Consider the following 18,730-nt stretch of genomic DNA (forward strand, 5'->3'; position numbering starts at 1 on the left):
GAGAGCATGAGCCACCCCGAAATCAAAGAGCCCAACGCTGGCCACCCGATCACCATCGAGCCGACGAAGGGGCGGGTACAGGTGCGCGTCAACGGCGAGCTGGTCGCCGACACGACGGCCGCCCTCGAATTGCGCGAAGCCACTTTGCCTGCGGTGCAATACATTCCGCTGAGCGACGTGACGCAAGACCGGCTGACCCGCACGGACACCAGCTCGTACTGCCCGGTCAAGGGTGAGGCGAGCTACTACAGCGTGACGAGCTCGGCCGGTGACACCGTCGACGACGTCATCTGGACCTACGAACAGCCTTATCCGGCGGTCGCGGCGATCGCCGGGCATGTCGCGTTCTACCCGAACAAGGCCGAAATCAGCGTCTCGGCGTCCTAGCAGATCCACCCGGGGAGCGCGGCCTCGTGGGCCCGGGTGTCGCTGTACAGGCGCATCGAGACGATCAGCCCGTCGCGGGTGTCGAAGATGCAGACGAACGGGCTGTCGTATTGGACGCCGCTCGTGGTGGTGCCGGTGGCCTGCGCCTCGACCACCACGGTCTCTCCCTCGTTGACACAGCGCACCAGGTCGATGGTCAGCTCGAGGTCTTGCTTGCGCCGCTCGACCGCTCGGCGAAAGGTCTCCTTGTCGCAGGAGGTGCGGGTGACCAGTGACCAGTAGGTGAAGTCGTCGCTGAGCAGCGCGAAGCCCTCGTCGAGGTCGCCGCCCTCGCTCGTACTCTGTAGGAACATCCAAGCCAGTTCGCCCTGTGGGTCATCGAACGGCGTCGTCACATCGCAATATTGACTTGGTACATCGTTAACGGTCAATCGGAGAGTTGGTCGGTGGAGCGCGCGCGCACTGTCACCTTCCCCGGGGCGGTCAGCTTCGGGCACACGTTGGCGCCGCTTCGCCGGGGGTTCGGCGATCCCTGTTTCCAGGTGTCCGGTGACGGCACCATTTGGCGGACCAGCCTGCTGCCCAGCGGGCCGGTCGCCGCCAGGATCAGCCGCGCCGCGGCCAACGCCGCCCACTGCGTGGCGTGGGGTAGCGGGGCGCCGGAGTTCGTCGAGAGGCTGCCCGCGCTGCTCGGCCTCGAGGACGACGCCTCGGGTTTCGCGCCCCGCGACCCGACCGTTGCCGCCGCGCACCGTCGGGTCCCGCACTTGCGGCTGGGCCGCACCGGGCTGGTGCTGGAGGCCCTGATTCCGGCGATCATCGAGCAGCGGGTGCCCGGCGCCGACGCGTTTCGCTCGTGGCGACTGCTGGTGTCGAAGTACGGCTCACCGGCCCCGGGACCGGCGCCGGCCGGGATGCGCGTGCCACCCTCGGCCGAGGCGTGGCGACACATCCCGTCGTGGGAATTCCACCGCGCCAATGTCGACCCGGGGCGGGCGCGGACCGTGGTCGCGTGCGCGCGACGGGCCGCCTCGCTGGAACGACTGACCTCCCGGCCTGCCGCGCAGGCCCGCGAGGCGCTGATGTCGCTGCCGGGGGTGGGGGAATGGACCGCCGCCGAGACGGCGCAACGGGCGTTCGGTGACGCCGACGCGCTGTCGGTGGGTGATTATCACGTCCCGAAGATGATCGGCTGGACGCTGACGGGCCGCCCGGTCGACGACGCGGGCATGGTCGAGCTGCTCGAGCCGATGCGACCACACCGCCACCGAGTGGTCCGCTTGCTCGAGGCGAGCGGACTGGCATACGAACCCCGACGGGGCGCCCGGCTACCGGTGCAGCACATCAGCGAGCTCTAAACGTGGTGATGGCCTCGCCCGGCCCGCGTTTTCAGCAACGGCCATCGGGTAACCCCCGTGAGACGTGACCGTGTGCGAACGGAGGAAATCGATGACACAGTTCACCATCCCGGGGCTCACCGACAAACAGGGAGCGCGGCTGACCGAACTGCTGCAAAAACAACTGAGCACCTACAACGATCTTCACCTGACCCTCAAGCATGTCCACTGGAATGTTGTGGGGCCCAACTTCATTGGCGTGCACGAGATGATCGACCCGCAGGTGGAAGCGGTCCGTGGTTTCGCCGATGACGTTGCCGAGCGCATCGCGGCCCTCGGCGGGTCACCGCAGGGCACGCCGGGCGCGATCATCAAAGACCGTACCTGGGACGACTATTCGGTCGGCCGCGATTGCGTGCAGGCGCACCTGGCCGCGCTCGACCTCGTCTACACCGGGATCATCGAGGACATCCGCAGGTACATCGAAGAGACCGAGGAGCTCGACCCGGTTACCCAGGACCTGTTGATCGATCAGGCCGCAAGCCTGGAGAAGTTCCAGTGGTTCGTCCGCGCCCACCTGGAGAACGCGGGCGGGAAGTTGACCCACGAGGGGTCGACCACCGAGAAGGACGCGGCGAGCAGCGCACGCAGTTCCTAGCGGCCGTCCCGGGCCCGATGTTGGCGTTCGGCCGCGGCGGTCTCCCGGGTCAGGCGCTGTGACTCGTAGATCGTGACGTTGGTGCGCGACATCAGCAATGCCGCGATGCCGACGGAGAGGATGGCGCCCGGCACGACCGAGAACGAACCGGTCATCTCGGCGACCATGATCATGATGGCGAGCGGCGCCCGCGCGACGCAGCCGAAGCAGGTCATCATGCCGACCACGACGAAGATCCCGGGATCGTGCGGCACGCCCGGCAGGTTGGACAGCTCGCCCAGCCGCCAGACCGCTGCCCCGACGAAGGCCCCGATCACGATCCCGGGCCCGAAAAGTCCGCCGGAGCCGCCGGTGCCGATCGACAGCGACGTGGCGACGATCTTGGCGATGGGCAGCAGGACGGCGACCCACAACGGGATGCCCAGCAGCGACCCGCGGTCGGCGGCCAGTTGCGCCCAGCCGTAGCCGCTGCTGAGGATCTGGGGAATCAGCAGACCGAGTAGGCCAACGAGGAGCCCGCCGATCGCGGGCTTGAGCACCGGGCCGCCCGGCAGCCGGCGGGTGAGCCGCACCGCGGCGTGGAAGGTCCGGGCGTACAGGTAGCCGATCGCGAAAGCTGCCAGGCCGATGACCACGAACCACAGCAGCGGCCATGCCCTCTCGAAGCGGTACTCGGCGTCGATGTAACCGAACATTGGATCGAAGCCCAGGAAAGCGCCGAGGACCGCGTAGGCCGTGCCGGAGGTGATGAATCCGGGCAACAGGCAGCGGTAGTCGAAATCGTCGCGGTAGGCGATCGACGCGGCCAGGACCGCCCCGCCGAGCGGCGCGGCGAAGATCGCCCCGATGCCGGCGCCGATGCCCAGCGCCACCGCGATCCGGCCGTCCTCGTCGGACAGGTGGAGCCGTCGCGCCAGCAGCGAGCAGAATCCGGCCGAAATCTGCGCCGTCGGGCCCTCCCGGCCCGCCGAACCGCCGGACCCGATGGTCAGCGCGCTGGCCACCATCTTCACCAGCACGGCCCGGAAGCGGATGGCGCGCGGATCGTCGTGCACGGCCTCGATGGCTTGATCGGTGCCATGGCCGGTGGCCTCCGGGGCGAGCTTCGCGACGATCAAGGCGGACAGCAACGCTCCCCCCGTCGTCACCAGCGGGATCGCCCACGCGCGGCGAAAACCGGGATCTCCGTGGCCGCCGCCCTCGCTCACGGGCCTCGGAATCTGGTAGCCACCCAGGTAGCCGAGCAGAAAGTCGCCGGTGTACTTCAGCGCCAGATAGAAGACGACCGCTCCCAGGCCGGCGACGACGCCGATCGTGACGCCCAGCAGCAACCACTTCTGTAGGTAGCCGGACTTTCTGATCGACGCCCCGAATCTCCCACCGGCGCCGGGGGCCGAGGCCACTGGGACCTCAGTGGGCTGGGGTTCGCCGTCGGTTTGTTCGGTCACGGCGCGGGCTTTACCCGCGGCCGCGGCTCCGGTCCCCCAAGCATCAGGTCATCTTATGCAGCGCCGCGACAACGCACCGGGGAATAACTGGACTGCGGTCCGGTTATACGCGATGTTCTGATCCCTCGGAGGTAACATGCCCGCCATCACCGCGAACACGCTGACATTGCCGCGCGTCGGGGCCGCCGCCCCCACCGACACCGAGCGTCTGGTCCGGTCGATCACCACCGGGCCGCGCGGCTACGAGGGAGAGGGTTTTCCCGTCGTCCGCGCCTTCGCCCGGGTCAGCGCTGCGGCCCTGGACCCGTTCGTGCACATGGACCAGATGGGTGAGGTCGAATACCAGCCGGGCGAGCCGAGGGGCACCGACTGGCACCCGCACCGCGGGTTCGAGACGGTCACCTACATGATCGACGGCAAGTTCGCCCACCAGGACTCCCACGGGGGCGGCGGGTTGATCACCGACGGCGCGACGCAGTGGATGACCGCTGGTTCGGGCATCCTGCACATCGAGACGCCACCCACGGAACTGGTCGACAGCGGCGGCCTCTTTCATGGCATCCAGCTGTGGGTGAACCTGCCGAAGCGGGACAAGTTCGCGCCGCCCCGGTACCAGGCCATCGAAGGTGGCGACGCGAAGTTGATCGCCTCCGACGACGGCGGGGCGCTGGTCCGCATCATCGCGGGCGAGGTCGACGGTCACCGCGGGCCCGGCGTCACCCACACGCCGATCACCCTCGCGCACGCCACCATCGAGAACGGCGCGCGGCTCAACCTTCCGTGGCCCCGCGATTTCAACGCGCTCGTCTACGTGTTGTCCGGCAGCGGATACGTCGGTCCGGTCGCTCATCCGATGCGCGGGGGGCAACTGGCGGTGCTCGGCCCCGGAGACCGGATCACCGTGGGGGCAAACAGGGCGCAGGAATCGTCGCGCGTGACCGCGACGGACGTGCTGCTGCTGGGCGGCCAACCCATCCGCGAGCCGGTATTCCACTACGGGCCTTTCGTGATGAACTCACGTGCGGAATTGGTCGGGGCGGTACAGGACTACCAGGCCGGGAAGTTCGGCAGCATTCCGCCAAACGCGCTAATGCCTCACCGTGGCGGTGGCACACTTTAACGATGTCTTCACGGGTTAGTCGCAGGCCAGGGCGCCCCCCTGCCGCCAAGGCCGACGAGACCCGTCAACGGATCATGCAGGCCGCTCGCCTGGTGTTCAGCGAGCGCGGGTACGACGGGGCGACGTTCCAGGCCATAGCGGCCCGCGCCGATCTGACCCGGCCGGCGATCAACCATTACTTCTCCAGCAAACGGGTCCTGTATCGGGAGGTGTTGGACCAAACGAACGAAGCCATCATCGGGACCGGGATCGAAAAGGCCGAGCGGGAGACCACACTGGTGGCGCGGCTGACCGCATTCATCTCCGCGGCGGTGCGCGCGAATTCCGAGAATCCGTCCGGGTCGGCGCTGATAATTTCCGGGGTACTCGAGTCGCAGCGGCACCCGGAATGGAACAAGACCGAAAATGACTCCGTGCGGATCGTCCGGGAATTTCTGGGTCGCGTCGTCCGGGACGCGATCGAGCGCGGCGAGGTCGTCGCCGACATCGACGCGTCGGCATTGGTCGAGTCGCTGGTCGTGATCATGTGCGGCGTCGGCCTGTACGCGGGCTGGGTGGAGAACTACCAGCAGATGCTGGCGGTGACCGGAATGCTGCGGAAGTTGATGGAAGGGGGGCTGTGGCCACCGGAGGCCTAGCCCCGGCAGTGAAGTTGCGCACAAAGCGTATAGGCTAACTAACTTATCTCGGTAACATGGTCTGGTCATGACTGATCTGGACGAGTCGTTACCGCCTTCTTTGAGATCTGCCGGCGACAGCTGGGCCATCACCGAACTCGTCGGTGCCACCGCGTTGGGCGTCGCGGCGTCCCGCGCGGCGGAAACCGCCGGGAACGAGCCGCTGATCCGCGACGAGTTCGCGCGCATCCTGGTCTCGTCGGCCGGCCCCGCGTGGGCGCGGCTCACCGATCCCGAATTGACCTGGCTCGACGGCGACGAGCATGGACGCCGCGCGCATCGCATCGGCATCGACTACCAGGCCGTGCGCACGCACTTCTTCGACGAGTACTTCGACAACGCCGTGCAGGCCGGAATTCGGCAGGTGGTCATCCTGGCCGCCGGGCTGGACTCCAGGGCCTACCGCCTGAACTGGCCGGACGGCACCGCGGTCTACGAGATCGACCAGCCCAAGGTGCTGGAGTACAAGACCGGCATCCTGCAGCAGCATGGCGCCGCCCCCACCGCGAGCCGCCGCCCGGTCCCGGTCGACCTGCGCGACGACTGGCCCGCGGCGTTGGCCTCGGCCGGATTCGACCGCACCCGGCCGACCGCCTGGCTGGCCGAGGGCCTGCTTCCGTACCTGCCCAGCGACGCCCAAGACCGTCTCTTCGAGATGGTCACCGCCCTCAGCGCTCCGGGAAGCCAGGTTGCCATCGAGGCGTTCGGCATGAACTCGCGGAGCAATTCGCAGCGCTGGCTGCGGATGCGGGAGCGGCTGGGCCTGGACGTCAATGTCCAGGCGCTGACCTATCACGAGCCGGACCGTTCGGACGCGGCCCAATGGCTGACCGATCACGGCTGGCGGGTGCAGACCGTGGACAACCGCGAAGAAATGGCCCGGCTGGGCCGCCCGGTACCCGAAGACCTGGCCGAAGACGCGGTGCGCAGCGTGTTGCTGCGCGCGCGTCTCGGCGAGCAGACCGCCTGATTCCGCTCGAGGACCTCAAGGAGCAACACGATGAGTTCACTGCGCACCCACGACGACACCTGGGACATCAAGACCAGTGTCGGCAGTACCGCGGTGATGGTCGCCGCCGCCCGGGCCGCCGAAACCGAACGGCCCGACGCCCTCATCCGGGACCCGTACGCCAAGCTGCTGGTCACCAACGCCGGTGCCGGCGTCTTGTGGGAGCACATGCTCGACCCCGACGTCGCGGCCAGGATCCAGGCCATCGACGCCGAATCCGCGGCGCAGCTCGAGCACATGCGCGGCTATCAGGCGGTGCGCACGCACTTCTTCGACACCTACTTCAAAGACGCCGTCGCCGCCGGAATCCGGCAGGTGGTGATCCTGGCGTCGGGCCTGGATTCGCGCGCGTACCGCCTCGACTGGCCGGCCGGCACCGTGGTGTACGAGATCGACCAGCCGCAGGTGCTGGAGTACAAGTCCGCGACGTTGGCGGAAAGCGGCGTCACGCCGTCGGCCGACCGCCGCGCGGTCGCCATCGACCTGCGGCAGGACTGGCCGGCCGCGTTGCGCGAGGCGGGCTTCGACCCGACGTCGCGGACCGCGTGGCTGGCCGAGGGCCTGCTGATGTACCTGCCGGCCGAGGCGCAGGACCGGTTGTTCACCCAGATCGGCGAGCTGAGCCCGGCCGGAAGCCGGGTGTCCGCGGAAACCGCCTCCGCGCACGCCGAAGAGCGCCGGCAGCAGATGCGCGAGCGATTCAGGAAGGTCGCCGACGAACTCGGCATGGAAGAGCACATCGACGTCGGGGAGCTGATGTACCGCGACGAACACCGCGCGAACGTCACGGACTGGCTCAACAACCACGGGTGGCGCGCTCGAGCGCAGGGTTCGACGGACGAGATGCGCCGGCTGGGTCGTTGGAACGAGAACGTCGTGCAGGCCGACGACAAGGACGCCTTCTCCGACTTCGTCATCGCCGAGCGGCTGTAATCGTGACGGCACCCAAAGCCTGACGGCCCGGCACAGCATCTCCTCACTGCTCTCCCAACCGGATGGTTAGGATCGCGGTTATCACCCATGAGCGCTCGTGCGACGAGCAGCGGGCGCCTCGGGGATGACCGAAGCAGGGAAGGACGACGATGACCACCGAATCGGTTACACCCAAGACCTCCGCCGCCAATGGCTCCAGCTCCGGGCAGTCTCAGCCGGTCGACGTTCCGGCCACGGTGGCCCGGCTGCGCAAGACCTTCGCCACCGGGCGCACCCGCGACATCGAGTGGCGCAGACGGCAGTTGCTGCAGCTGGCGAAGCTGATGGAAGAGAACGAGGCGGCCATCGCGGCCGCCCTCGCCGAAGACCTGGACCGCAGCCCGTTCGAGGCGTTCATCGCCGATATCGCAACCACGGCCGGCGAAGCGAAGTACGCGGCCAAGCGGGTGCGCCGGTGGACGCGCCGCAAGTACCAGCTGCTCGAGATGCCGCAGTTGCCCGGCCGCGGCTGGATCGAATACGAGCCCTACGGCACCGTGCTGATCATCGGCGCGTGGAATTACCCGTTCTACCTGACGCTGGGCCCGGCGGTCGGTGCGATCGCGGCGGGTAACGCCGTCATCCTCAAGCCCTCGGAGATCGCCCCGGCGTCCGCACACTTGATGGCCGAGCTGGTGCCCAAATACCTCGACAGCGACGCGATCGCCGTCGTCGAGGGCGACGGTTCGGTCAGCCAGGAGCTCATCGCGCAGGGCCTGGACCGCGTGCTGTTCACCGGCGGCACCGAGATCGGTCGCAAGGTCTACGAAGGCGCCGCCCCGCATCTCACCCCGTGCACGCTGGAGCTCGGTGGCAAGAGCCCGGTGATCGTGGCGGCGGACGCCGACGTGGACGTCGCGGCCAAGCGGATCGCCTGGATGAAGCTGCTGAACGCCGGGCAGACCTGCGTCGCCCCCGACTATGTGTTGGCCGACGCCAAGATTCGCGATGAGTTGGTGAGCAAGATCGGCGCCGCCATCACGAAGTTCACGTCGGACAAGCCCAACGGAATGCGGATCGTCAACCGGCGTCAGTTCGACCGGATCAGCGGCTACCTCTCCGGTGAGGACGGCAAGGTCGTCGTCGGTGGCAAATGTGACCCGTCGAGCCTGCGCATCCAACCGGCGGTCGTGGTCGACCCCGACCCGGACGGACCGCTGATGCAGAACGAGATCTTCGGACCGGTGCTGCCGGTGATCACCGTTCAATCCCTAGACGACGCAATACGTTTCATCAATTCGCGGCCCAAGCCGTTGTCCGCCTACCTGTTCACCAAGACGCGCGAGACCCGCGAGCGGGTGATCAAGGAGGTGCCGGCCGGCGGCATGCTGGTCAATCACCTGGCCTTCCAGGTGTCGACGGCCAAGCTGCCGTTCGGCGGGGTCGGCGCGTCGGGCATGGGCGCCTATCACGGCCGCTACGGCTTCGAGGAGTTCAGCCACCGCAAGTCGGTGCTGACCAAGCCGACCCGGCCCGACCTGTCCAGCTTCATCTACCCGCCCTACACCGAGCGCGCCTTCAAGATGGCCCGCCGGATGTTCTGACCACCGCTCCAAATCGCTTGCCAGAACGTATTTTTCACCCTAGAGAGGAACCTGATGCCCGGAGTGCAGGATCGCGTCATCGTCGTCACTGGAGCCGGCGGGGGACTGGGCCGCGAATACGCCCTGACCCTGGCCCGGGAGGGGGCCAGCGTCGTCGTCAATGACCTCGGTGGGTCCCGCGACGGTACCGGCGCCGGCCACAACATGGCCGACCACGTCGTGAACGAGATCAAGGAGGCGGGTGGCCGGGCGGTCGCCAACTACGACAGCGTCGCCGACCCCGATGGTGGCGCGAACATCATCAAGACGGCCCTCGACGAGTTCGGAGCCGTGCACGGTGTGGTGAGCAACGCCGGGATCCTGCGCGACGGCACCTTCCACAAGATGACCTTCGAGAACTGGGACGCCGTCCTCAAGGTGCACCTGTACGGCGGGTACAACGTGCTGCGGGCCGCCTGGCCGCATTTCCGGGAGCAGAGCTACGGCCGGGTGGTCGTCGCCACCTCCACCAGCGGCCTGTTCGGCAACTTCGGCCAGACCAACTACGGCGCGGCCAAGCTCGGCCTGGTCGGCATGATCAACACGCTGGCGCAGGAGGGCGCGAAGTACAACATTCACGCCAACGCCGTCGCGCCGATCGCGGCCACCCGGATGACCGAGGACATCCTGCCCAAGGAGGTGCTCGAGAAGCTGACGCCCGAGTACGTCGCGCCGGTGGTGGCCTACCTGTGCACCGAGGAAAACCCCAACACCGCTTCGGTTTTCGTCGTCGGCGGGGGCAAGGTGCAACGGGTGGCGCTGTTCCAGAACGAGGGCGCCAACTTCGACAAGCCGCCGTCAGTGGAGGACGTCGCCGCGCACTGGTCGGAGATCGACGACCTCTCCGCGGCCAAGCAGGCCAACTTCAAGCTGTAGGGGCCGGGCCCGCGTGGTTCGAGTCAGGCGAGCAGCGCCCGGCGTAGTCGGTCCACGTCGGCCTCGGTGATTCCCGCGTCGCTCAAATAGGCGTCCAGCGAGCCGAATCGCTCGTCGATCGTCTGGCGCGCGGCGGCCAGGTACTCCGGCCGGACGCCGAGGACACCGTCGGACAGCCGGGCCTCGGTGAAGGTCCGCACCTCCGGCGTCAGTTCGATTTCCGAGCGCTGCTCGATCATCTCGGAGATCCGGGCCCGCAACTCCCCGACGGCGTCGTTGCTGCGCAGGTAATCGGCGACGATGGTGTCGCGATCGATGCCGACGGACTCCAGCACCGTCGCCACCACGAAGCCGGTGCGGTCCTTGCCCGCGAAACAGTGCGTGAGCACCGGGCGCCCGGCGGCCAGCAGCTTGACGACGCGGTGCACCGCGCGCTGGGCGCCGTTGCGGGTGGGGAATTGGCGGTACTCGTCGACCATGTAGCGGGCGGCGGTTTCACTGATGGACTCGTCCGGGTCGCCGTTGGTCATCAGTTGCCGGAAGGCGTGTTCATGGGGGGCGTCGTCGCCTTCACCGGCGTCGTCGGCGAGGTCCGGGAACGGCAGCAGGTGAACGTCGACGCCGTCGGGAACCCGTCCGGGCCCGCGGCGGGCGACCTCCCGGGCGGCGCGCAGGTCGGCGACGTCGGTGATGCCCAGCTCCATCAGCGTTGCCCGGCCGCCCTCATCCAGGCGGCTCAGCTCGCTGGACCGGAACAGCCGGCCCGGCCGCAGCGCGCCCGCGCCGTCGGCGACATCGCGAAAGTTCCACGCGCCGGGCAATTCCCGCAGGACAGCCTCAGCCATGCGAGGTGACCGCCGCGGCGAGCGGAGACTTCTCCCGGCCGAGTTCGGCCCGCGCGATGGTTCGCATGTGGACCTCGTCGGGTCCGTCGAAGAGCCGCATCGCCCGATGCCAGCCGTACGACCGGGCCAGCACGGTGTCCTCGCTGACCCCGGCGGCGCCGTGCACCTGGATCGCGCGGTCGATCACGTTGCAGGCCACCTGCGGCGCCACCGCCTTGATTTGGGAGACCAGCGTGTGGGCGGCCTTGTTGCCGTGCTGGTCGACCGTCCACGCCGCCTTGTGGCACAACAGCCGGGCCTGGTCGATCTCGTTGCGCGACTTGGCGATTGCCTCCCGCACCACGCCCTGCTCGGCCAGCGGGCGGCCGAACGCCACCCGGTTGGTGGCCCGGTCCACCATGAGGGCCAGCGCGCGTTCGGCGCCGCCGAGCGCGCGCATGCAGTGGTGGATGCGGCCCGGACCCAGCCGGGCCTGGGCGATCGCGAAGCCGCCGCCCTCTTCGCCCAGCAGGTTGGTGACCGGCACCCGGACGTTGTCGTAGATGATCTCGCAGTGCCCGGGCTGGTCCTGGTAACCGAAGACGGTCGTCGAGCGGACAACGGTCACGCCCGGGGTGTCGATGGGCACCAGCACCATCGACTGTTGCTGATGGCTGGCCGCCTCGGGATTGGTGCGGCCCATCACGATCAGGATCTTGCACCGCGGGTCCGACGCCCCGGACGTCCACCACTTGCGCCCGTTGATCACATAGTCGCCACCGTCGCGCACGATCGAGGTCTCGATGTTGCGCGCGTCGCTGCTGGCGACCGCCGGCTCGGTCATGGAGAACGCGCTGCGGATCTCGCCGTTCAGCAACGGCTCCAGCCACTGCTTGCGCTGGTCCTCGGTGGCGAACAGGTGCAGGGTTTCCATGTTGCCGGTGTCGGGCGCCGCGCAGTTGAGCGCTTCGGGCGCGATCTCCAGGCTCCAGCCGGTGATCTCGGCCAGCGGGGCGTACTCGAGGTTGGTCAGTCCCGACTCCGCGGGCAGGAACAGGTTCCACAGGCCGCGCTCTTTGGCCTTGGTCTTCAGTTCCTCGATGATGGGCGGGACGGTGTGGTCGCTTGGGCCGGCTTCTTCGCGGTATTTGTCGTATTCGGCTTCGGCCGGGAAGACGTACTCGGTCATGAAGTCGGACAGTCGCTTGTGATAGTCGCTGGCTTTGGCCGACATCGCGAAGTCCATGCCGTCACGATATCTTCGCGGTAGACAAAGGGCATGAGCGAGTCCCGCCCCCCGTTCCCCCCGTTCACCTACGAGACGGCGCTGCAGAAGGTGCAGGCGGCCGAGGACGCCTGGAACACCCGCGACCCGCACCAGGTCAGCCTGGCGTACACGCCCTACTCGCAGTGGCGAAACCGCGACGAACGCGTCGTCGGCCGCGACGCGATCGTGGCGTTTCTGACCCGCAAGTGGCAGCGCGAGCTCGACTACGCGTTGCGAAAGAGCTTGTGGGACTTCCACGACAACCGCATCGCCGTGCGGTTTCAATACGAGTGCCACGACGCCGCCGGCCAGTGGTACCGCAGCTACGGCAACGAACTCTGGGAGTTCGACCCGTCGGGATTGATGGCGCGCCGCGAGGCCAGCATCAACGACGTGCGGATCGACGAGTCGGAGCGCCGCTACTTCGGGCCCCGGCCGACATCCGAGCACGGCCTGGAGATCCCGCTCTGGTAGCCGGCGGCCACAACCCCGCGTGGGGCACGAACCATCGACGGGAGTCGACCGGCCGCTGGGGGGTATCCCGTCGCGGTCGATCGCACGTCCGGGGCCAAACCGGGCAGGCGTTAAGGTAGCGAAGCGTGCGGCCAGCCAGCGGCACATCCAAACGGCAGGAAAGTGCGGGAAAGCAGATGTACGCGCCATGACAGATGCGCAGACGACTGTAGGGGTGGTCGCCGAGTCCGGGGCCGGCGAACGGCGGGTCGCCCTGGTACCCAAGGCAGTAGCGTCGCTGATCGGCAGCGGTGTGGCGGTGGTGGTCGAGTCGGGTGCGGGCGAAGGGGCGTTGCTTCCCGACCAGCTGTACACCGAGGCCGGCGCCAGCATCGGGGATGCCTGGACCGCCGACATCGTTGTCAAGGTGGCGCCGCCGACCAAAGAGGAGGTCGGCAGGTTGCGCCGCGGGCAGACACTGATCGGCTTCCTGGCGCCCCGCAACGCCGACAACTCGATCGGCGCACTCACCGAAGCCGGTGTGCAGGCGTTCGCCCTCGAGGCCATTCCGCGCATCTCGCGAGCCCAGGTGATGGACGCGCTGTCGTCGCAGGCCAACGTCGCCGGCTACAAGGCCGTGCTGCTGGCCGCGTCGTTGTCGACCCGGTTCTTTCCCATGCTGACGACGGCTGCCGGCACCGTGAAGCCGGCGAGCTTGCTGGTGCTCGGCGTCGGGGTGGCCGGCCTGCAGGCGCTGGCAACGGCCAAACGGCTGGGCGCGCGCACCTCCGGCTACGACGTCCGCCCGGAGGTGGCCGACCAGGTCCGTTCGGTCGGGGCGCAGTGGCTGGACATCGGCATCGACGCCGCCGGTGAGGGCGGGTACGCCCGCGAGCTCACCGACGAAGAACGCGCCCAGCAGCAGAAGTCCCTGGAGAAGGCGATCGCCGGGTTCGACGTGGTGATCACCACCGCGCTGGTCCCGGGACGGCCGGCGCCGCGCCTGGTGACCGCCGCCGCGGTGGAGTCGATGAAGCCCGGCAGCGTGGTGGTGGACCTGGCGGGGGAGACCGGGGGCAACTGCGAACTGACCGAGCCCGGGCAGACGGTCGTCAAGCACGACGTCACCATCGCCTCGCCGCTGAACCTGCCGGCAACGATGCCCGAGCACGCCAGCGAGCTCTACAGCAAGAACATCACGGCGCTACTGGACCTGTTGATCACCGACGGCAAGCTGGCCCCCGACTTCGACGACGAGGTCGTCGCGGCCGCCTGTGTGACCCGCGGGAAGGACTCTTAGATGTACGACGAACTTCTGGCCAATCTGGCGATCCTGGTCCTGTCCGGGTTCGTCGGGTTTGCGGTCATTTCCAAGGTGCCCAACACGCTGCACACGCCGCTGATGTCGGGCACCAACGCCATTCACGGCATCGTGGTGCTGGGCGCGTTGGTGGTCTTCGGCGAGGTGGAGCACCCCTCGCTGGCGGTGCAGATCATCTTGTTCGTCGCCGTGGTGTTCGGCACGCTGAACGTCATCGGCGGCTTCATCGTCACCGATCGGATGCTCGGCATGTTCAAGGGCAAGAAGAGAGTGCCCGCGAAGACGGAAGCGCCGGCGGCGGAATGAACTACCTGGTCACCGTCCTCTACATCATTTCGTTCGCCCTCTTCATCTATGGCCTGATGGGTCTGACCGGGCCCAAGACCGCTGTGCGGGGCAACCTGATCGCCGCGGTGGGCATGGCGATCGCGGTCGGCGCGACGCTGATCAAAATCCGGCACACCGAGTCGTGGGTGCTCATCATCGCCGGCCTGGTCGTGGGTGTCGTGCTCGGTGTGCCGCCGGCGCGGCTGACCAAGATGACGGCGATGCCGCAGTTGGTGGCGTTCTTCAATGGCGTGGGCGGCGGCACGGTCGCGCTCATCGCCCTGTCGGAATTCATTGAGACCACCGGGTTTTCGGCGTTCCAGCACGGGGAGTCGCCGACGGTGCACATCGTGGTGGCGTCACTGTTCGCCGCCATCATCGGGTCGATCTCGTTCTGGGGCTCGATCATCGCGTTCGGCAAGCTGCAGGAGATCATCTCCGGGGCACCGATCGGCTTCGGCAAGGCCCAGCAGCCGATCAACCTGCTGCTGTTTGTCGGCGCGGTGGCGGCGGCGGTGGTCATCGGCCTGCGCGCGCACCCGGGCACCGGTGGGGCGTCCCTGTGGTGGATGGTCGGCCTGCTGGCCGCCGCCGGTGTGCTCGGCCTGATGGTGGTGCTGCCGATCGGCGGCGCCGACATGCCGGTGGTCATCTCGCTGCTCAACGCGATGACCGGGCTGTCGGCCGCGGCGGCCGGCCTGGCGCTCAACAACACCGCGATGATCGTGGCCGGCATGATCGTGGGCGCCTCCGGCTCGATCCTGACCAACCTGATGGCCAAGGCGATGAACCGCTCCATACCGGCGATCGTCGCGGGTGGCTTCGGTGGCGGGGGCGTGGCTCCGGGCGCCGGCGGGGCCGGCGGCGACAAGCACGTCAAGGCGACCTCGGCCGCCGACGCCGCGATCCAGATGGCATACGCCAACCAGGTCATCGTGGTCCCCGGCTATGGGCTGGCGGTCGCGCAGGCGCAGCACGCAGTCAAGGACATGGCCAGCCTGCTCGAAGAGAAGGGCGTGCCGGTGAAGTACGCGATCCATCCGGTCGCGGGCCGCATGCCCGGGCACATGAACGTGCTGCTGGCCGAGGCCGAGGTCGACTACGACGCCATGAAGGACATGGACGACATCAACGACGAGTTCGCCCGCACCGACGTCGCGATCGTCATCGGCGCCAACGACGTCACCAACCCGGCGGCGCGCAACGAACAGTCCAGTCCGATCTACGGCATGCCCATCCTCAACGTGGACAAGGCAAAGTCGGTGATCGTGCTCAAGCGGTCGATGAACTCCGGGTTCGCGGGCATCGACAACCCGCTGTTCTACGCCGACGGCACGACGATGTTGTTCGGGGACGCGAAGAAGTCGGTGACCGAGGTCGCCGAGGAACTGAAGGCGCTGTAGGGCTAAACGGGCGGGTAGTCGGGCGGCGGGTAGCCGTTGCCGTCGACGACGCCGCGCAGGCCCCACGGGACGTAGCGGAAGAAGAACTCGATCTCGTCGCTAGCGTCGTAGTCCGGGCTCGGATCCATGAGGCCACCCCTCCAGTCGCGACTTGAGCTTTGGCAGCGAGTCTAGTCCCATCCGTGTCGGGGCGACACCTGGCCTTTGCCTAAACTGTCCAACCAGTTGATTGATAACCGGCCTTGCCCGGCAGTGACGATAGCGAGTACAGATGGCATCCGAGAGCGGACCAACGCGGCGCGAAGAGTTGCTGGCTGTCGCCACCAAGCTGTTCGCCGCCCGCGGCTACCACGGCACCCGGATGGATGACGTCGCCGACGTGATCGGACTGAACAAGGCGACGGTCTACCACTACTACGCCAGCAAGTCCCTGATCCTCTACGACATTTACCAGCAAGCCGCCGAGGGCACCTTGGCCGCCGTCCACGACGATCCGTCCTGGACGGCCCGCGAGGCGCTCTACCAGTACACGGTCCGGCTGCTCACGGGCATCGCGGCCAATCCGGAGCGGGCCGCCGTCTACTTTCAGGAGGCGCCCTACATCACCGAGTGGTTCACCGAAGAGCAGGTCGCCGCGGTCCGGGAGAAGGAAACCCAGGTCTACGAGCATGTCCACGGCCTCATCGACCGGGGGATCGCCAGCGGCGAGTTCTACCAGTGCGACTCGCACGTGCTGGCGCTCGGATACATCGGCATGACGCTGGGCGCTTACCGATGGTTGCGGCCGAGTGGACGTCGCAGCGCCAAGGAGATCGCGGCCGAGTTCAGCACCGCGCTGCTGCGCGGGCTGATCCGTGACGAAGCGATTCGCACGAGTTCTCCGCTCGGGCCCTAGCCCCAGTCCTGATGGGGGCGACCCCCTTCGCCCGGCTACGCCGCGCTCGCGATCGCCCTAGGCGCCCTTCAGGTGCTTGCCGAGGAAGGCGCGCTGGTCGGCGACGACACGGTCGAACGCCTCGTCGACGTAGATCGCGAAATGGCCCTCGGGATAGAGCTTTACCTCACCGCGCGGAGCCTTGGCGGCGTAGCGCAGCGTCGGTGCCGCTGGGGCCACCGAGTCCGCTTCGCACACGCAGAACAGGATCGGGCAGGCGATCTTCGCGGTTGCGCGGCCGGGACGGTAGGTCATGATCTTCAACCCGATGCGCGCCGCCACCTCGTTCGGCGGCTCCACGCCTTCGGGCACGAGTCGCAGGTAGCCCGGATACGCGTCGGGTGTGCTCATCAACGCCACCTCTCCCGGTCGTCCCACTGTCGGCACCATGACCGGAGGTTTGTGCAGCCGGGCGGCCACCAGGTCACGTGCCGCCAGGAGGCCCACCCGCGCGAAGGTCAACGGATTGCTGATCGTGCGCGCCGACGCGATGCCGTCGGTGAACGGGCACTGGACCACTGCGGCGGCGATCCCCGGCAGCCGGGCCGCCGTGGCGATCACATGCCCACCGGCGAAAGAGGTGCCCCACAGCGCAATTCGATCGTGATCGATGCCGGGCAGCGTCCGGCCATAGGCGACCGCCGCGGCCCAGTCGGCAAGCTGCAAACCGACATCGAGCACCTGGCGGGGCCGGCCCTCGCTGTCGCCGAAGTTGCGGTAGTCGAACACCAGACAGGCGTAACCGGCCGCGCTGAATCGCTCGGCGTAGGCGTCCAGCCGCATGCTGCGCACCGCGCCCAGGCCGTGCGCCATCACCAACAGCGGCGCGGGTTCGCCGCCCTGCGGCCGGTAGAGCCAGGCGCTGATCAGATCGCCACCGGACGGGAACAGGACGTCTTCACGTTGTGTCATCAGCCAGTCATTCTGCCCCGGGGGAGCGGGACCGGTCCGCCGGTATGCGCTGCGAATTTAATGGACTACTGTCTAGAAAAGTTTGGAGCGCTCAACGATCGGAGACTCTCATGGCGATCCGCGTCGCGCACGTCGGTACCGGAAACGTCGGAGGGTTGGCCCTCGCCGCACTCGTCACCAACCCGCAGTTCGAGCTGACGGGCGTGTGCGTGTCCACCCCGGAGAAGGTGGGCAAGGATGCCGGCGAACTGTGCGGCGTCGGACTGGAACCCGGTGTCGTCACCGGCGTCGCGGCCGTCTCGGACCTCGACGCCCTGTTGGCCACCAAGCCCGAGTGCGTCGTCTACTGCGCCATGGGCGACACCCGGCTGCCCGAGGCGATGGCCGACGTCATGCGCATTCTAGCCGCCGGCGTCAACGTCGTCGGGTCGTCGCCCGGGCTGCTGCAATACCCGTGGGGCGTGATGCCCGGCAAATACATCGAGCGCGTCGAAGATGCTGCCAGGCAAGGGAATTCGAGTATATTCATCAGCGGCGTCGACCCGGGATTCGCCAACGACCTGATCCCGTTCGCGCTCGCCGGGACGTGCCAGCGCGTCGAGCAGGTGCGCTGCATGGAGATTCACGATTACGCCAGTTACGGCGGCGCAGAGGTGATGCACTACATGGGATTCGCCCGTCCCATGGATGAAATCCCGATGCTGCTACAACCGGGCATCCTGAGCATCGCGTGGGGTACCGCGATCCGTCAGCTGGCGGCCGGCCTGGGCATCGAGGTCGATGAGATCACCGAGTCCTACCAGCGCGAGCCGGCGCCGGAGGATTTCGACATCGCGGTGGGACGGGTCGCCAAGGGCACCATGGCCGTGCTGCAGTTCGAGATCCGCGGCATGGTCAAGGGGCATCCGGCCATCATCATCGAGCACGTCACCCGGCTGCGGCCCGACCTGCGACCGGACCTGCCTCAGCCCGCCGCGGGGGACGGCTCGTACCGCGTAGAGATCACCGGCGAACCGTCGTATGCCGTCGACATCATCCCGAGCAGCCGCAAGGGCGACCACAACCACGCCGCGATCGCCGGCGCCGCCGGCCGCATCGTCAACGCCATCCCCGCGGTCATCGCCGCGCCGCCGGGCATCCGGACCACGCTGGATCTGCCGCTGGTGACCGGAAAAGGCCTTTACGCACCAACCACTTTGGTGAGCCGCTAAATCGAAAGGAG

Annotated in this window: 21 protein-coding genes; 15 read left to right on the forward strand and 6 right to left on the reverse strand. The window is 67.9% G+C overall.

Annotated elements, in window-relative coordinates; genetic code table 11:
* Window positions 1-6 precede the first annotated feature (6 nt).
* Window positions 7-387: a DUF427 domain-containing protein gene (locus tag KXD96_RS04410; protein ID WP_260743157.1), complete on the forward strand. Its 381-nt coding sequence runs from the start codon at window positions 7-9 to the stop codon at window positions 385-387.
* On the opposite strand, the gene KXD96_RS04415 is transcribed toward KXD96_RS04410, so the two are convergent.
* Window positions 384-782, reverse strand: a complete 399-nt coding sequence (locus tag KXD96_RS04415) for a nuclear transport factor 2 family protein (RefSeq protein ID WP_260743158.1) — start codon at window positions 780-782, stop codon at window positions 384-386. The genes KXD96_RS04410 and KXD96_RS04415 overlap by 4 nt on opposite strands.
* A gap of 51 nt (window positions 783-833) precedes the next feature.
* Here KXD96_RS04415 and KXD96_RS04420 point away from each other — a divergent pair, with 51 nt between their 5' ends.
* Both KXD96_RS04420 and KXD96_RS04425 read left to right on the forward strand, forming a co-directional pair.
* The gene (locus tag KXD96_RS04420) at window positions 834-1,745 is read left to right on the forward strand and encodes a DNA-3-methyladenine glycosylase (protein ID WP_260743160.1); all 912 of its coding nucleotides are present in this window, start codon (window positions 834-836) and stop codon (window positions 1,743-1,745) included.
* Between the two features lie 91 nt (window positions 1,746-1,836).
* Complete coding sequence (locus tag KXD96_RS04425; RefSeq protein ID WP_260743162.1) at window positions 1,837-2,382, forward strand: Dps family protein; 546 nt, start codon at window positions 1,837-1,839, stop codon at window positions 2,380-2,382.
* Here the strand turns inward: KXD96_RS04425 and KXD96_RS04430 are convergent.
* Window positions 2,379-3,785, reverse strand: a complete 1,407-nt coding sequence (locus KXD96_RS04430) for a chloride channel protein (RefSeq protein ID WP_260745208.1) — start codon at window positions 3,783-3,785, stop codon at window positions 2,379-2,381. The two genes, KXD96_RS04425 and KXD96_RS04430, sit on opposite strands and share 4 nt — an antisense overlap.
* A gap of 181 nt (window positions 3,786-3,966) precedes the next feature.
* On the opposite strand from KXD96_RS04430, the gene KXD96_RS04435 reads away from it, so the two are divergent.
* The 6 genes from KXD96_RS04435 to KXD96_RS04460 all read left to right on the forward strand — a co-directional run bounded on the left by KXD96_RS04435 (window position 3,967) and on the right by KXD96_RS04460 (window position 10,067).
* Complete coding sequence (locus KXD96_RS04435) at window positions 3,967-4,950, forward strand: pirin family protein (RefSeq protein ID WP_260743163.1); 984 nt, start codon at window positions 3,967-3,969, stop codon at window positions 4,948-4,950.
* A 2-nt stretch (window positions 4,951-4,952) separates the two neighbouring features.
* Window positions 4,953-5,588: a TetR/AcrR family transcriptional regulator gene (locus KXD96_RS04440; protein ID WP_260743164.1), complete on the forward strand. Its 636-nt coding sequence runs from the start codon at window positions 4,953-4,955 to the stop codon at window positions 5,586-5,588.
* A gap of 67 nt (window positions 5,589-5,655) precedes the next feature.
* On the forward strand, window positions 5,656-6,597 hold the full coding sequence (locus KXD96_RS04445) for a class I SAM-dependent methyltransferase (RefSeq protein ID WP_260743166.1): 942 nt from the start codon (window positions 5,656-5,658) through the stop codon (window positions 6,595-6,597).
* A gap of 39 nt (window positions 6,598-6,636) precedes the next feature.
* Entirely contained in the window at window positions 6,637-7,569 is a 933-nt protein-coding gene (locus KXD96_RS04450; RefSeq protein WP_260745209.1) for a class I SAM-dependent methyltransferase, read from the forward strand.
* A 149-nt stretch (window positions 7,570-7,718) separates the two neighbouring features.
* Window positions 7,719-9,152, forward strand: coding sequence for an aldehyde dehydrogenase family protein (locus tag KXD96_RS04455; RefSeq protein WP_260743168.1), 1,434 nt, complete (start codon window positions 7,719-7,721; stop codon window positions 9,150-9,152).
* A 54-nt stretch (window positions 9,153-9,206) separates the two neighbouring features.
* Window positions 9,207-10,067: an SDR family oxidoreductase gene (locus KXD96_RS04460; RefSeq protein WP_260743170.1), complete on the forward strand. Its 861-nt coding sequence runs from the start codon at window positions 9,207-9,209 to the stop codon at window positions 10,065-10,067.
* A gap of 23 nt (window positions 10,068-10,090) precedes the next feature.
* Here KXD96_RS04460 and KXD96_RS04465 read toward each other — a convergent pair whose 3' ends face one another.
* Window positions 10,091-10,912: a tyrosine-protein phosphatase gene (locus KXD96_RS04465; protein ID WP_260743171.1), complete on the reverse strand. Its 822-nt coding sequence runs from the start codon at window positions 10,910-10,912 to the stop codon at window positions 10,091-10,093.
* The gene (locus KXD96_RS04470) at window positions 10,905-12,125 is read right to left on the reverse strand and encodes an acyl-CoA dehydrogenase family protein (RefSeq protein WP_260745210.1); all 1,221 of its coding nucleotides are present in this window, start codon (window positions 12,123-12,125) and stop codon (window positions 10,905-10,907) included. Before KXD96_RS04470 ends, KXD96_RS04465 begins: the two co-directional genes overlap by 8 nt.
* 45 nt (window positions 12,126-12,170) lie before the next feature.
* Here KXD96_RS04470 and KXD96_RS04475 point away from each other — a divergent pair, with 45 nt between their 5' ends.
* The 4 genes from KXD96_RS04475 (at window position 12,171) to KXD96_RS04490 (ending at window position 15,662) form a co-directional block, all read left to right on the forward strand.
* Window positions 12,171-12,632, forward strand: a complete 462-nt coding sequence (locus KXD96_RS04475; RefSeq protein WP_260743173.1) for a nuclear transport factor 2 family protein — start codon at window positions 12,171-12,173, stop codon at window positions 12,630-12,632.
* A gap of 187 nt (window positions 12,633-12,819) precedes the next feature.
* A complete protein-coding gene (locus KXD96_RS04480; RefSeq protein WP_260743176.1) occupies window positions 12,820-13,911 on the forward strand; it encodes a Re/Si-specific NAD(P)(+) transhydrogenase subunit alpha in 1,092 nt (363 codons plus the stop codon).
* On the forward strand, window positions 13,912-14,238 hold the full coding sequence (locus KXD96_RS04485) for an NAD(P) transhydrogenase subunit alpha (protein ID WP_260743178.1): 327 nt from the start codon (window positions 13,912-13,914) through the stop codon (window positions 14,236-14,238).
* Entirely contained in the window at window positions 14,235-15,662 is a 1,428-nt protein-coding gene (locus KXD96_RS04490; RefSeq protein WP_260743179.1) for an NAD(P)(+) transhydrogenase (Re/Si-specific) subunit beta, read from the forward strand. Before KXD96_RS04485 ends, KXD96_RS04490 begins: the two co-directional genes overlap by 4 nt.
* 2 nt (window positions 15,663-15,664) lie before the next feature.
* Here the strand turns inward: KXD96_RS04490 and KXD96_RS04495 are convergent, their stop codons facing one another.
* Window positions 15,665-15,790, reverse strand: coding sequence for a hypothetical protein (locus KXD96_RS04495; protein WP_260743181.1), 126 nt, complete (start codon window positions 15,788-15,790; stop codon window positions 15,665-15,667).
* 143 nt (window positions 15,791-15,933) lie between these two features.
* Between KXD96_RS04495 and KXD96_RS04500 the strand changes: the two genes are divergently transcribed.
* Entirely contained in the window at window positions 15,934-16,557 is a 624-nt protein-coding gene (locus KXD96_RS04500; RefSeq protein ID WP_260743183.1) for a TetR/AcrR family transcriptional regulator, read from the forward strand.
* A 57-nt stretch (window positions 16,558-16,614) separates the two neighbouring features.
* Here the strand turns inward: KXD96_RS04500 and KXD96_RS04505 are convergent, their stop codons facing one another.
* A complete protein-coding gene (locus KXD96_RS04505) occupies window positions 16,615-17,508 on the reverse strand; it encodes an alpha/beta hydrolase (RefSeq protein ID WP_260743185.1) in 894 nt (297 codons plus the stop codon).
* Between the two features lie 110 nt (window positions 17,509-17,618).
* On the opposite strand from KXD96_RS04505, the gene KXD96_RS04510 reads away from it, so the two are divergent.
* On the forward strand, window positions 17,619-18,719 hold the full coding sequence (locus KXD96_RS04510) for a diacylglycerol kinase (RefSeq protein WP_260743187.1): 1,101 nt from the start codon (window positions 17,619-17,621) through the stop codon (window positions 18,717-18,719).
* The last annotated feature ends 11 nt before the right edge of the window (window positions 18,720-18,730 follow it).

The organism is Mycobacterium sp. SMC-2 (assembly GCF_025263485.1).
GTDB lineage: Bacteria > Actinomycetota > Actinomycetes > Mycobacteriales > Mycobacteriaceae > Mycobacterium.